The 14449-nt window shown below is 42.1% G+C and carries 15 protein-coding genes and 1 pseudogene; 11 read left to right on the forward strand and 5 right to left on the reverse strand.

Translation table 11 applies throughout. The features are described 5' to 3' along the window. Positions 1–235 precede the first annotated feature (235 nt). Positions 236–505: an HPr family phosphocarrier protein gene (locus ABLT31_RS32520; RefSeq protein WP_367759563.1), complete on the forward strand. Its 270-nt coding sequence runs from the start codon at positions 236–238 to the stop codon at positions 503–505. A 339-nt stretch (positions 506–844) separates the two neighbouring features. Here ABLT31_RS32520 and ABLT31_RS32525 read toward each other — a convergent pair whose 3' ends face one another. The 5 genes from ABLT31_RS32525 to ABLT31_RS32545 form a co-directional block, all read right to left on the reverse strand. After that, positions 845–1945: a GerAB/ArcD/ProY family transporter gene (locus ABLT31_RS32525; RefSeq protein ID WP_367759565.1), complete on the reverse strand. Its 1101-nt coding sequence runs from the start codon at positions 1943–1945 to the stop codon at positions 845–847. A gap of 208 nt (positions 1946–2153) precedes the next feature. Next, positions 2154–3257, reverse strand: coding sequence for a GerAB/ArcD/ProY family transporter (locus ABLT31_RS32530; RefSeq protein WP_367759567.1), 1104 nt, complete (start codon positions 3255–3257; stop codon positions 2154–2156). Between the two features lie 29 nt (positions 3258–3286). After that, a complete protein-coding gene (locus ABLT31_RS32535) occupies positions 3287–3514 on the reverse strand; it encodes a hypothetical protein (RefSeq protein WP_367759569.1) in 228 nt (75 codons plus the stop codon). After that, positions 3511–4698, reverse strand: coding sequence for a Ger(x)C family spore germination protein (locus tag ABLT31_RS32540; protein WP_367759571.1), 1188 nt, complete (start codon positions 4696–4698; stop codon positions 3511–3513). Before ABLT31_RS32540 ends, ABLT31_RS32535 begins: the two co-directional genes overlap by 4 nt. 32 nt (positions 4699–4730) lie before the next feature. Continuing rightward, positions 4731–6281 carry a spore germination protein gene (locus tag ABLT31_RS32545; RefSeq protein WP_367759573.1) on the reverse strand — a complete coding sequence of 517 codons (1551 nt, stop codon included), beginning with the start codon at positions 6279–6281 and terminating at the stop codon, positions 4731–4733. A gap of 499 nt (positions 6282–6780) precedes the next feature. On the opposite strand from ABLT31_RS32545, the gene ABLT31_RS32550 reads away from it, so the two are divergent. From ABLT31_RS32550 to ABLT31_RS32595, 10 genes and pseudogenes are all read left to right on the forward strand, one after another. Beyond that, positions 6781–6951, forward strand: coding sequence for an aspartyl-phosphate phosphatase Spo0E family protein (locus ABLT31_RS32550; protein WP_367759575.1), 171 nt, complete (start codon positions 6781–6783; stop codon positions 6949–6951). Between the two features lie 153 nt (positions 6952–7104). After that, the gene (locus ABLT31_RS32555; RefSeq protein ID WP_367759577.1) at positions 7105–8547 is read left to right on the forward strand and encodes an FAD-binding oxidoreductase; all 1443 of its coding nucleotides are present in this window, start codon (positions 7105–7107) and stop codon (positions 8545–8547) included. Positions 8548–8588: 41 nt separating this feature from the next. Then, on the forward strand, positions 8589–9887 hold the full coding sequence (locus tag ABLT31_RS32560) for a (Fe-S)-binding protein (protein ID WP_367759589.1): 1299 nt from the start codon (positions 8589–8591) through the stop codon (positions 9885–9887). Between the two features lie 369 nt (positions 9888–10256). Then, positions 10257–10517, forward strand: a complete 261-nt coding sequence (locus ABLT31_RS32565) for an HPr family phosphocarrier protein (RefSeq protein ID WP_367759579.1) — start codon at positions 10257–10259, stop codon at positions 10515–10517. A gap of 116 nt (positions 10518–10633) precedes the next feature. Further along, complete coding sequence (locus ABLT31_RS32570) at positions 10634–11317, forward strand: FadR/GntR family transcriptional regulator (RefSeq protein WP_367759580.1); 684 nt, start codon at positions 10634–10636, stop codon at positions 11315–11317. Between the two features lie 438 nt (positions 11318–11755). After that, entirely contained in the window at positions 11756–12607 is an 852-nt protein-coding gene (locus ABLT31_RS32575; RefSeq protein ID WP_367759582.1) for a 3-hydroxybutyryl-CoA dehydrogenase, read from the forward strand. 159 nt (positions 12608–12766) lie between these two features. Further along, entirely contained in the window at positions 12767–13525 is a 759-nt protein-coding gene (locus tag ABLT31_RS32580; protein WP_367759584.1) for an enoyl-CoA hydratase, read from the forward strand. 115 nt (positions 13526–13640) lie between these two features. Continuing rightward, positions 13641–13811, forward strand: coding sequence for a hypothetical protein (locus ABLT31_RS32585; protein WP_367759585.1), 171 nt, complete (start codon positions 13641–13643; stop codon positions 13809–13811). 62 nt (positions 13812–13873) lie between these two features. After that, positions 13874–14143 (forward strand): hypothetical protein, encoded by a 270-nt coding sequence (locus tag ABLT31_RS32590; protein ID WP_367759587.1) that lies wholly within the window; start codon positions 13874–13876, stop codon positions 14141–14143. A 50-nt stretch (positions 14144–14193) separates the two neighbouring features. Next, positions 14194–14449: pseudogene (locus ABLT31_RS32595) on the forward strand (hypothetical protein); the annotation flags it as partial.

Genomic DNA, 14449 nt, shown 5'->3' on the forward strand with positions numbered 1-14449 from the left:
ATGGATGTTAACGGGATGGCATAATGACTAATTAACATGAATATTGATATTTATTCTAATCCCCTCTCAATAAGAGTGGGGATTTGTTATTTACCCACCTTTTGGTTCTGATTGGAATTTTTAATTAAAACAAACAGGTGATTCGATGAAGTGCATCTATTTATTTGATTGGCACGGGATTTGCTTTTAATGTGTAATTGAGAGGTTAATTAATTTTCTTAGAGGAGGCTTAATAGTGGCTCAAGAAAAAATTCAAATCAAATTAAAGAATGGTCTTCAGTCACGTCAAGCAGCTTTTTTTGTACAAGAAGCCAACCGTTTTTCTTCTGAAATATTTATAGTTATAGAAAAAGGAAATAAAAAATTAAATGCCAAAAGCATTATTGGAGTCATGAGCTTAGCCGCTAAATTTGGAGACACTATAATTATTTCGGCTCATGGATTTGATGAAATGGAAGCAATCGAATATCTAAAGCACCTAATTATTCAAGATGAAATGTATTGAACCTTCCAGCCTTTCCAATCAAATCGCCTCATTGAGCTATGGCGTTTGCGCAATAACGCAGTGATTATGCTATTGTATTATTGCGATCTACGAGAGCGAAACAATATGAACCGATATATTCCATATGTCACACTGGGGGCTTTTAAAGCCAAAAGTGATGGTACCCCAAAAACTCCTAAACGGGCGGAAAATATACCTGAGGTACCTGAGAATACTATTCGAGAACTTGCTCGTGAGATGGCATCTCATAGAAATCATAGAGACAACGCCCATACCGGACTAACAACATTCCTTTTATCTTGGGAGTAACTTTTATGAAATTCTTGTAGGGTCATGCCATTATTCTGTTTTAAGCTTTTGATATCTTTTCCTGAGTAAAGCGAACAACAGCAAGGCGGTCGGTATAATTACAAGCATTATAGGATGTAGAATTGGGTAAATCAGGTTTGAGGCATAGGCCTGTTCCGACAGGTTGGGGAATACCCAGATCCCAAACAGGGTCATTAATAAGCCAAAGGGCAGGGTAAGCGGCTTATAATCGGACAGATTCAGCCATTGGGCGGTATTCAGGACAACTGTGTATTGGAATAACCCTAATTTGATGAACGTTCCGCCAATCCAAATCGCCATAACCACAGCCTCCAGATTTTCAAAAAAATCTGCGTAACTAATGTACCGGGCAACGGTCATAATCGGAAATATAAAACTGCCCGTTATTCCGCCAAATAGTAAAAGTGCCGCTAAGTTAGTCATTACTAGAGTTACCATCACAGCGACTACCGAGATCATTCCCCATTTCAAGCCTTGTTTCCGGTCACTCAAATATGGAAGCAAAGTGAATATGTAAAAGTAGAGTTCAAAGAAGGGTGCAACGATAATTGCCGCTTTTAAAGAAGGTGTTATTCCATTCTCCATTATGGGAAGCATATTTTTCACTTCCAATTCAGGAATAAGCAATAAAACAATAATCAGCCAAAGAAGAAAAATAATAGGGACAAACATATCCGAAAGTCTGGCTAGTACTTCCAGACCGGCTCGTACTGCGAAAGTAGTGGCCAGGGTCAAGATTCCCATCACGAGAACAAGGGGAGTGCGGTTCAGAAACACCCCAATGAGGAATTCTCCATACATTCTGAGTGAGGCTCCGCAATTATAAAGGAAGAAAAACAAATAGACAAAACCGACTGCTTTTCCTGCAATTTTCCCGAGGATATGTGGTGTATACTGGATTAGTGTCTGATTAGGATAAAGTCTGTTTAATTGCCAAATAATATATACTACAAGAAAACCGGGAAGTGAAGCCCAAATTGGTGCAAGCCACATGTCATGTTCGGCATATTTAAAAGAGAGGCCAGGTAATGTAAGCATGGCTGTAGATACTGGGTTGGCATATATCAAAAGCGCCATTTGCAGGGCTGAAATTCGCCCCTTTTCGATCATGGAGATCCCTCCTTTCCTTCTATTTTTCAAGCATCTTCCCAAACGGCTTGAATATCGTGTCAAACAGATCGGTCGGACCGGGTAACTTAGGGTAGAACACTAAGAGCACCACCGCCACTTCCGACTCCTTTTCCCAGTACTTTGGGAATATGCATCACTGCGGGGACCTATCGATGATAAGGGCTTCGATCCACCTTTGTGCTTTCATTTATGATTTACATACCTTCCGCTGATTTCTGTTTCGGAGTATAGCAATCAGAAGCAATGCAGCAGGTATAACTAAAAAGAAAGTTCCTGCTACAAAGGGAAAGGTCACTGAGACGCTCTGGGAGAATTCCGGCAGGTTGGGGGTTGCCCAGATCCCAAATAAGGTTATTAATAAGCCAAAGGGTAAGGCGAGCGGCTTGTAATCCGAGAGTTTCAGCCATTGGGAGGTATCTAGGACAAGTATGTAATAGTATAACCCCAATTGGATGAACGATCCGCCAATCCAAATCGCCATGATAACCGCCTCGAGATTTTCAAAAAAATCTGCGTAACTAATGTATCGGGCAGCGCTCATCACCGGATAGAGGAAACTACCCGTTATTCCGCCGAATAGCAAAATAGTGGCCAAATTAGTAATGACGAGAGTCGCCATCACAACGAGTACGGTGAACATCCCCCATTTCCTGCCCTCTTCCCGCTCCTTCAGAAAAGGCAGCAAGGAGGACATAAAAAAGAATAAGGTATTCCAAGCCAATGGGGCAACCGATCCCCTAAGCGAAGGCATGATCCCGTCCTCCAGGATGGGAAACATATATTTCACTTCCAATTCGGGAAGGAGCAGAAGAACAATGACCAACCAGAGAAGGAAAAGAATCGGGACAAACATGTTCGAAAGTCGAGCCAGCACTTCCAGTCCTGCCCGCACCGCAAAAGCGGAGGCAATAGCCAAACATCCCATCACCATCAGAAGGGGAGTCTTCTGTAGGAACGCCCCCACGATGAAGTCTCCATACTCCCTAAGAAGACCCCCGGCATTAGTGAGGTAAAAAAACAAATAAACAAAACCGACCACTTTTCCAAGAATCCTACCAAGAATATGCTGACTGTATTGAATCAGTGTCTCCCCGGGGTAAAGCTTGTTCAATTGATATACAATGAATACCACCAAAAAGCCGGACAGGGAGCCCCAAATCGGTGAAAGCCACAAGTCCTGTTTGGCATATAGAAAAGTGATGCCCGGAGCAGTTAAAATGCCCGTGCCTACGAGGTTGGCATACATCAGAAGCGACATCTGTAAGGCGGAAATTTTACCTTTCTCGATCAAGGAGATCCCCCCTTCCTACTTTCATCCTTTCATTTTTCAAGCAGCTTCCCAAACGGCTTGAATATCGTGTCGAACAGATCGGTCGGGCTGGGCAAATCAGGGAAGAACACCAAGAGCACCCCAAGCAGCCACCCCATGGCCGTTAATCCTATAAAAGTTGCCTTTTCCTTTTTCTGGTTTGAATTCATTTTTGGCCATTCAAACAGAACCATACAAGCGACAAGGACCGAAAGCCCAAATACAGCCCCCCATTTCACTCTTTCTTCACCTCATCTTCCGGTAACCCTTGCGGATTAGTCGCAAGGCCTGGCCTTCTAATGTAAGCCTTGATATCATATGTCACTTCCACCGAAGGAAAGATCTCGTCCCAATCCTTTTTGACCTTTTTCCACTCTTTTGGATATTTTCGGCGGAATTCTTCAGCAAAACCTAATATATCAATCTTTAGCTCTTTCTGTACTTTTTCCAGCGTTTGCGTGAGGCGAAGTTCAATGTCCTTTTCCAAATCTTTTTGGAGCATTTGAGTCACTTTCGGATCCATCACGTTTAAATTGCTTTCGTTCACGATCAGATCATCTTCCGTCACACCTTTTAAGGTCATCTTCCATTTTCCGTCTTCGATCTTGGGAATCAGCTCACTGTTTGCACGAAGCAGAGTAGCGGACACATATCCCTTTCCCTCTTGCGGCTTGAGGCTGACATTCGCTTGCTTAATTTCATCTCTAAACCACAGCACGCCACGGGTTAAAGTATCGCTGATCTGTCCGACCATTTTATCTTTCTTAAAAATGGCCGTTTGGTTGATATAGGCAATGGTCTGCAGCGGATCCATTCCTTCCTGAGGAGGAAGAATTCTGACCATCGGAAGGGCTGCCGCCTGAGCGTCTCCGTGTAACATCTGCAATAAGTCCTTTAAGGTGACGTCCAATAACACTTCCGACACCGCTAACTCTCGCAACACCTCGGATGCACTGCGTTCCAAAGGAGGCTGTAATTCCATGACATCCTTGGCTTTTCCCTTAGCGACAAACACATAGGTTCGCAATCGTGGCTCGGGGTGGCGTGTCAAAAAATCCAGAAGCCCGCGGATTCCTTCTTTTGCTAACTTCTCTCCAATTACCATGACTTTTGTCTGACCCCAGAAAATCTCGCGTGGGGTTTTTAACTGCAAGTTCGAAATGGCATCGGCTATCGTATTTCCTTCTCCGCTCCTGATAAACGTTTGGGGTCCGCCACCGCTGCCGCCATTGCCTCCTCCGCCTCCTCCACCCACTGCCTTGGGAATATGCATCTCTGCCGTGAGCTCAATCGTCTTTTCATCTTTTTGGTCAATTCCGATTCCTGTGATTAACGCTACATCATTGATTTCTGTGCGATCCCAACAGCCGGCAAGCAGCAAAGGATTTAGCAAAAGTACGAGAACCATAAGCCATTTTTTCATTCCTCCGACTTCACCTCCTTCTTCCCTATGGATTAATCGTCCCCCTGTGTCGGATGCGGTTTCTGATGGGGAGCCTGACGGTACTTGTTATAATCGCCCGTTAAATGTGGACGAGTCTTCAGCATCCACCAGGGAGCCCGTATTAAAGTATCTTTCATGTCTCGGAACTTCATTGGAGCCATTGGACTCAAATAAGGAACGCCAAACGATCGCAAGGTACATAAGTGGATCAAGATAAAAATGATCCCCAGCATAACACCCATTAATCCTAACGAACCCGCCAGAATGATCATAGGGAAGCGCAGCATCCGCAGGGCAATTCCCGCCGTATAGCGAGGGAGGGTGAAAGATGCGATTCCCGTAATGGCCACTACCATCACCATTGGGGCGGAAACGATCCCTGCTTGAACCGCCGCTTGACCAATGACAAGAGCCCCTACAATGCTTACCGCCGCTCCCACCTGTTTGGGAAGCCGGATTCCTGCCTCCCGCAGTGCTTCAAATGTAATCTCCATGATTAGGGCCTCGATCAACGCCGGAAAAGGAACTTGTTCCCGGGAAGAAGCCATGCTCAGTAGGAGGGTTGTAGGTACCATTTCATGATGAAAAGTCGATACAGCAACGTAGAGCGACGGAAGAAGTAGGGAGATCAACACGAACACATAACGAAGCCAGCGAATCGCCGTGCTAATCAAGAACCGCTGATAATAATCTTCGCTCGATTGAAATAAAGAATAGAGCGTAGTGGGAGCAATCAAGGAAAAGGGAGTTCCATCCACCAAAATCACTACTCGTCCTTCTAACAAACTGGAAACGGCGACATCGGGACGTTCCGTACTCAAAATCTGAGGAAAAGGGGAAAAGGGATTGTCTTCGATCATTTCCTCGATATAAGCGCTCTCTAAAACCCCATCCATATCAATTCGTTCCAGACGTTTGGTTATTTCTTCAATCAGTGTTGGATCAGCGATTCCGTCCATAAAGGCTAAGATAATCTCCGTTTGAGTATACCGGCCGATACTTATCGGTTTTATTTTTAATTGGGGGCTACGGATCCTTCTCCTCAAGAGTGATGTATTCACACCTAAAGATTCCGTAAATCCCTCACGGGGTCCACGGATGACTGATTCGGCAGTTGGCTCTTCCACAGATCGTTTTTCCCATTTGGCGAGCCCGAATGTGAAGCCTTCGCTTTCATTCTCTACCAATAAAACTGGACTTCCCATAGAAAGATACTTAATGCAATCAGAAACTGTATTGACCTCTTCGACTTTGGTAACCGTTATTTTCTTTTCCAGCAACTCATGAAAGGCATGATTCCCAGCACTTTCGTCCATCAAAGGAGTCATCACGCTAGCGTTCATTTCCTCCGTGTTGCATAGCCCTTCAATATAAATAAGGTAAGCCTTTCTTATACCGCCGATGAAAAATGATCGGAACACGACATCGGAACAATTTTCGTAAATCGAACGGAGAAGTTGAATATTTTGATCCAAGTTTGAAGACAGTAAAGTCGGTTGATTTTCTTTTTCTTGAACTTTGTTCCTTTGTTTGTGTTTTCGAAACCGAGGATATTTAAACATGCGTTTCTCTTCCTTATAAAAGATTCAAGATCATGCGAAAGTTAAAGCTTTAGATCCCAGCTTTTGTTAGACTTTGTTTCAAACTCATCTTTTCCATTAAGTCCCCTTGATAATCTCCAAACTCTCCAAAAATTATTCACTATATAAACACTGACTGTTCCAAAACAATAACTTTTTTACTGTTGATGTGATTTATAAAATTCCCTTTGTTCTTAATAAGTAATAAAGATTAGACACGGCCTACTATTATATAAATCTGAAGATGGATTTGAATCGCTTATTCGCAGTAATGCATTAGCAAAAACGCATTGTTTTATTGCGTTTTTGCTAGTTTGTTGAATGATAGACACACAAATCAAATTTTAAGTAAAACAAATAGGCGATTTTATAAGAAGTATATAAAAATGTTTAATTGGCACGAGATTTGCATTGTAAATATGTTAGTTAAGAGGTGAATTAATTTTCGATTACATTTGAAAAGGAAATGATGATAATGCTTTTGAAAGACTTACTTTCTTTAAAAAGATCTATAGAAGAAGATCGCAAGTCTATGTCCCATTTGGCTAAGAAAAAAGGTATACAGGATCCAGAGGTAATAAAATTCAGTCAAGAGTTAGATGAAAAAATTGTAAATCTGCAAAGAGTTTTATTGGATATTCAAGCCATGTAATCATGAATCCCGGCCATGACCACGAAAATGATAGCTTGCTAAGCAGAAGTTCGAGTTTCATTTGTTGTCATTTGCTAAGGTGATTTATGTATTTAGTCTTATTTATATCAAAATTAGTCTGATGACCTAATAACATGACTAATAGGAGGGCTTATGCAAACCATTGAAAGTAAAAGAAACAGTAAAATTAGTCCCGAAATAAAAAAACAGCTTCAATCAATCGTAGGTGAAAAATGGTATCTAGATAGTCCTAATGATTTGTATGCGCATTCCTATGATGCTACCCCGATTTTCCATTCGATGCCTGATGCGGTTGTGCTGCCCGGTACCACCGAAGAAGTTTCAGCTGTGTTAAAAATTGCAAATGAACATCATATTCCCATTGTACCTCGGGGATCCGGCACGAACTTAGCTGCAAGCACGATTCCTGTTCAGGGCGGAATTGTGTTGAATATGACTCGATTCAATAAAATTATTGAAATTGATCAAAAAAACTTAACGGCTACAATAGGTCCTGGCGTGGTTACGGCAGATCTTCATAAGGCAGTAGAAGCAGTCGGGTTATTTTATCCGCCAGATCCAGGAAGCATGCGAATCTCTACGGTAGGCGGAAATATGGCCCAATGTGCGGGAGGCATGCGTGGGCTTAAATACGGAGTAACGAAAGATTATATTATGGGTCTGGAATATGTGCTGCCTTCAGGAGAGATCCTGCGCTCAGGCGGAAAAAACGTAAAAGATGTAGCAGGATACGACATGACGAGACTTTTAGTCGGTTCCGAAGGAACGCTCGCTGTCATTACGGAGATCACCTTAAAACTTATTCCTCTTCCCGAAACCAAACGTACCTTGGTTGCTTATTACACGAATCTGGTGGATGCCGCAAGGACGGTAGAAAAGGTCATTGCGTCTAAGATCATTCCGGCCACGATGGAATTTATGGATCAAGGGACCATGAAGGTCGTGGATGACTTTGCCAAGCTAGGCTTGCCATTGGAGATGAAATCGATGCTCTTAATTGAACAGGATGGACCCGAGGAATTGGTTGTTCGTGATATTGAAAGAATTGCGGTAATTGCCAAGCAAGAAGGAGCCGCCATGGTTCAAGTGTCAAAAACGATGGAGGATGGTGCCAAGTTACTGGCTGCCAGGCGTGCGGCTCTCTCTGCCTTATCCCGCTTAAGACCGACCACGATTATGGAAGATGCCACCGTTCCCCGTTCGCGACTGGCAGAGATCGTCGAAGAGGTGGAGCGTGTAGCTAAAAAATATCAAGTCCAAATTTGTACCTTTGGTCACGCCGGGGATGGAAACTTACATCCTACCTGTATGACGGACGAACGGGATAAAGAGGAGATCCACCGCGTGGAACAAGCCTTTGAAGAAATCTTTCATGCTGCCATACGCCTTGGCGGGACGATTACAGGAGAGCATGGAGTTGGTATGGCTAAGATGAATTATTTGCATTTGAAAGTCGGTGAAGGGGGTATTGAACTGATGCGACGGATCAAAGAAGCTTTTGACCCGAACAATATCATGAATCCAGGCAAGATCTTTGCCAATAGTGAACGTCGTAGATTGGTGGTGAAAAAATGAGTACAAATGTCAAAACACCTGAGATGAAACCTTGTGAATCGATGGAATTGACCAAAACCGGGGAGGGTTTGTTGCAAAAGTTCGATATGGATGAAATCATGAACTGCATGCATTGCGGTTTTTGCTTACCGGCCTGCCCGACCTTTCGCCAAACGGGACTAGAATCCTATAGTCCACGCGGTCGTATTGCTTTGATGAAAGGAGTGGCTAATGAGCAGCTATCCGTGGACGCTGAATTTGAGAAAAATATGTTTGCGTGTTTAGGTTGCCGTGCCTGTGAAACGGCCTGCCCTGCCGGTGTCCCGTACGGAAGCCTTGTCGAAACCGCCCGTGAAGTGGTAGAGGAACATAAAAAGAGTCAAGCCAAGCCACCCTTGGTTCGCAAAATCGTATTTGAACATTTATTCCCGCATCCGAAACGGATGAAAAGGATGGGTACAGTATTATGGGCCGCTCAAGCTGCGGGTCTTCAGACCTTGGCGAGCAAGACTGGATTGATCAAGATTCTTCCTCGTCCAATGGCAGAAATGCAGGAAGCGGTGGAAAAAGTGGCTTCACCAATGGAAAGAAAGAAGCGAAAGCTTAAGATGAAAGCGGAAAAGGAAAGGCTGTTTACCGTTGGACTTTTCACGGGATGCGTTATGGATGTCATGTTCTATGAAACTAATCAGGCAACAGCTCGATTATTAACCAAGGCAGGTTGCGAAGTGGTCTTTGTAGAAAATCAATCCTGCTGCGGGGCTTTGCATGCTCATTCCGGTGAAATGAATGGCGCGAAGGATCTGGCTAAACGAAATATTGAAGCGTTTGAGAAGGCTAACGTGGATTTTGTCGTCAATAATGCCGGCGGTTGCGGGGCTGCTTTAAAAGAGTACCACCATTGGTTTCATGATGAACCGGAATGGATGAATCGGGCCATGTCCTTTGTGGCAAAAATGCGCGATGCCAATGAATTGCTCGCCGAGCTGCCTCCGCTTATGTTTACCAAATCGATGAACGTTCGAATCACCTATCAAGATTCCTGCCATTTGGCCCACGGACAAGGTATTCGAAATCAGCCACGTCAGCTGATTCGAAGTATTCCTGGAGTTGAATTCGTTGAATTGCACAATGCAGACAGCTGCTGTGGATCTGCTGGAATCTACAACATTACCAATTATGATATGTCCATGCAGATTCTAGACGATAAGATGGTCGATGTAAAAAATACAAAAGCCCATTTGATTGTCACATCCAATCCAGGTTGTTTGCTTCAAATGAAGCAAGGTATCATCCGCGCAGGGATGCAGGATCAAATGGAGGCGATCCATATCATGGATTTATTAGCCAGGGCACTTTAGAACGAGGAATATGAGAATAAAGCAACGTTCAGTTGTTGTATCTCATTTTGTTTATTCATTTGTTGCAAATTTATTTTGGGAATCCAATATCCCTTATCGGCTCATTCCTAGAACGCTCTTTTTCGCTTTCGTAGGTACAAGGTCGATAAAGGGGAAAGTTATCATATACCGCTTTATCTTGCTTTCCTATTTTGGGATGGCAAGATCATGGGGTATCTGATACTCTAATAATTTTTTATCTCCACAACTCCACTATTGGGGGCATTCTATCTGCCCCATTTTTTTGAAAAGTATGATTGAAATATAGGCATATCATGGCACTTTAGTGGACAATGTTATTCAATACTTTTCATGATAGGAGGTTTTATAGTGACTCAAGAAAAAGTTCAAATAAAATTAAAGAAGGGTCTTCAGTCACGTTCAGCAACTTTATTTGTACAAGCAGCTAACCGCTTTTCTTCGGAAATATTTATAGAGGATGGAAATAAAAAATTAAACGCCAAAAGTATTATAGGAATTATGAGTTTAGCTGCTAAACCTGGAACTGAGATGTTTATTACGGCTCATGGCTCGGATGAAATGGAAGCGATTGATGCTTTAAAACGATTAGTTAGTAAAGAAGACTTGTAGTGGACTTTTGGATAAGCTTTTGTAAGAACGTAGTGGTGGTAGGTTGAGGGGCATGTTGATAAATCTCAATCGAGAAAGAGGAGGGAAAAAACCTAATTTATCGTGGGAGGAAGATGATGAATCTAAGCAAAAAAAATTATGAAATCATTACTGAAGAACTACAACGCATCATTGAATCAGGACTTATTAAACCTGGAGAAAAAATGGATACCATTGAAAACCTTGCTAAACAATATTACGTAAGCAGGTCTACGATTAGAGAAGCTTTGAGCCACCTAAAAGCAATGAGGTTAATAGAGTCGAGACAGGGTGGAGGAATCTATGTAAAGCATACTACACTCCAAAGCTTAAGTGACATCGACTTGAACAACAATATGGAATTAACACAGCTTCTTCAGGTAAGAAAAATTATTGAGGTTGGATGTATCGAATTGGCATCTGAACTACGTACATCTGATGATCTAGCAGAATTAAAAAAAATTGTCCAGCAAATGAGAGACTGTGTTGGAAATGAGGAATTGAGTCAAATCTACGATATTAATTTTCATTTTGCCATTGCAAAGGCCACAAAAAATCCCTTTCTACAGATGATGATGGAAAGCATTTCTTCTTCCATGACCCGGACGATTCGTGATTCCAGGAAGCTATGGCTTTATACTGAATCCAAATCAGCGTCAAAACTCTTTGAGGAACATAACAACATGCTTAAATATATCACTAATCGTGATTCTAAAAGTGCCGTGGACGTTATGAGAGAGCACCTTGCTAAAGTCGAATCGGTTATGAGAGGGAATAACTGAAGAGGGGGGATTAGGAAGAGCTATCAATTAACTTTCGAAGAAAAAGCTCCGATTCGGATAATTGTTGGTTAATGTTGGTTTTATTACCTTCTATCCCTTTCCAACAACACCTCTTTGATTATGGCGCTTGTGCAATAATATATAGTGTTTTTGCCATATCGTTATTGCGAATTCAATAGAGATGTTAAAAGATTAATAATGCATACCGCTCAATATTAGGTATGTGAAGGAATAAAATACTTGGCACGTTCTTTGCATAAAAGATCAATGAAAAAATAATACGAGACAAAAAGAGAAAATGTCCTGATACCCCAAAGATATCCAGCTTTATATGTTAATTCCTACGCTGCTATTTGTAGTGGATCTGCAAAAGGATACGCGCTTCTAGTAAAGGTAGTAAAGATCATAAATAAAACGTTTAATAGGAGAGTGGAATTTATGAGTATTCAAACATTTATGGTGATTGGTGCTGGACAAATGGGCAGCGGGATAGCACAAGTGGCTGCTCAAGCGGGTTTACAAGTCATTTTGAACGATATAAAACCGGGGTTAGTAGAGAAAGGATTAGCAGGAATTCAAAAAAACCTTTCTCGTGATGTGGAAAAAGGAAGAAAAACGCCAAAAGAGATGGCTGATATCTTGGCTCGATTGACTGCCTCTTCAGACTTGAACGACGGGAAAGATGCAGATTTTGTGGTGGAAGCCGTAATCGAGAATATGCAAATCAAGTTGGAACTATTCAAGAAACTAGATGAGATTTGCCCCGATCATACCATCTTGGCGAGTAATACGTCTTCTCTACCCATTACAGAGATTGCTGGAGTAACCAAGCGACCTGAAAAAGTGATCGGTATGCATTTTATGAATCCAGTACCTGTCATGAAGTTAATCGAGGTCATTCGAGGGTTAGCGACTTCCGATGAGACGTACTATATGGTGGAAGACTTATCGAAAAAGATGGGCAAAGTGCCAGTAGAAGTAAATGATTTCCCGGGTTTTGTTTCTAACCGAATTTTACTTCCGATGATCAACGAAGCCATTTACTGTGTATACGAAGGGGTAGCGACGCCGCAATCAGTAGATGAAGTGATGAAACTGGGTATGAATCATCCGATGGGACCACTAACGTTGGCTGACTTTATAGGTCTGGACACGTGCTTATATATTATGGAAGTATTACATGAGGGATTAGGTGATTCAAAGTACCGCCCTTGCCCGTTGCTTCGAAAATATGTGAAAGCTGGGTGGTTAGGAAAGAAAACCGGACAAGGATTCTACGTTTATGAATAGTCCCTGTTCTAAGATGGCAAGGTAGACAAATTTATGAAGGAATGATTTGAACGGAAACGGACTGAGTAGTCGCTCATATCGGGTGAATAAAGAGAATGAATGACACGATTAAAGTCATATTTAGAAAGGAATAACGATATGCAACTTCAAAAAGTAAAGATGAGGGTTGAAAGTCAAATCGCTTACATCACGATAACAAATCCGCCGGCAAATGCGTTAGATCAACAAACATTGCAAGAATTAGAACAAGTCATGAACGCAGTGGCATGTGATTCTGAAATCAAGGTGGTTGTGCTGACGGGAGAAGGCAAAATGTTTATTGCCGGGGCCAATATCAAGGAATTTACCCTCATTGATCAAGAGAATTTAGGCACAGAGTTCGCTCGAAAGGGGCAACAAGTTTTTCAAAAGATTGAACAATTGAAGAAGCCTGTGATTGCGATGATTAATGGAGCTTGTCTCGGTGGAGGATTAGAGTTGGCTATGGCATGCCATATACGGATAGCAGCGGATACGGCTAAATTGGGTTTGCCTGAGTTGAATTTAGGATTGATACCAGGGTTTGGAGGCACACAACGGTTAGTTCGGTTGACGAACCGAGGGAAAGCGACCGAATTAGTTCTAACCGGCGATATGATCGATGGAAAGGAAGCAAGCCTGATTGGTTTAGTTTCAAAAAGTGTACCGCTGGACGAGCTCGAAGCAACGGTAAAACAAATGGCAGAAAAAATCAGTGCCAAAAGTTCAGTAAGTATTGGAGCCGCTCTGTCTGCTATGGATCAAGGGATCGTGTTTGGACAGGAGAAGGGATACTTGTCGGAAGCGGAGCTATTCGGAAGCTTATTTACAACCGAAGATGCAAAAGAGGGAATTCAGGCTTTTATTGAGAAGAGACCGCCCATATTTCGAAATCGCTAACAAATAAATATCTTGCCCGCAGAGGCTCTTATATAGCCTTCTGTGATTATAATCTCTTCATACTATACCCATATAAAACAGCAAGAAGTCCATCCAAGTTAGGAGAGTAATCATAATGAAAGATCAACTAGAGGAACAACGTGTTTTACCAAATGTAATCAAAGCCAAAAATGGTATTCCCACTGTGATTGAGTGGAACGGGCAAAGATATGTTTTAGACCACTCCAATCAATATAAACCTGGATTGAAGAAGCCACTCAAAAATATAAAAATTACCCTTAAATGAAACTCGCTTCAATGGAAATTATGGTAGAGGATGGTTAGTTATCCATTAGGAGTGATCTGACTATGAAATTTAAAGGGGTCATATATAAGAAGAGAGCTTATGTAGATCGTGAAAAACCAAACGTTACCGATATTTTGTTTATCGAATTAGAGGAGAAGATCGACGTAAATGGTGAGACGATTAGGATTATTCCAATCCTAAGTTACAAACCATCCAGCTACCGTGTCGGAGAGCAGGTAGAAGTGAATGGGGAAGTAAGGTTCGAATCTATTTTGACATCAACAGGAAAACGTAGTTTTTCGCCAATACCTGTTATTCGTGTTGCTATTTAGTTAACCTGAATATTTTTAGGGATAAATTTACAGGTAAAGGAGGTTCACCCATGTTATCGTTACTTAATTTTTTAGCCCTGATGGCTGTCGCCGGTTATGCCGTTTACCTGTTTATCCATGTCGTATACAGCCGCTATTTGTTTGTGAAGCTCGGTAAGAGAGCAGCATATGAACCGAATCTGAAAGAACGAATTAATGCTGTATTGGTGAATGGGTTCGGACAGCGAAAATTGTTTAAAGACAAAAAAAGCGGATGTATGCACTTGATCCTGTTTTATGGCTTCATGATCATCCAAGTGGGACTGA

It is taken from the genome of Ammoniphilus soli (genome assembly GCF_040813775.1).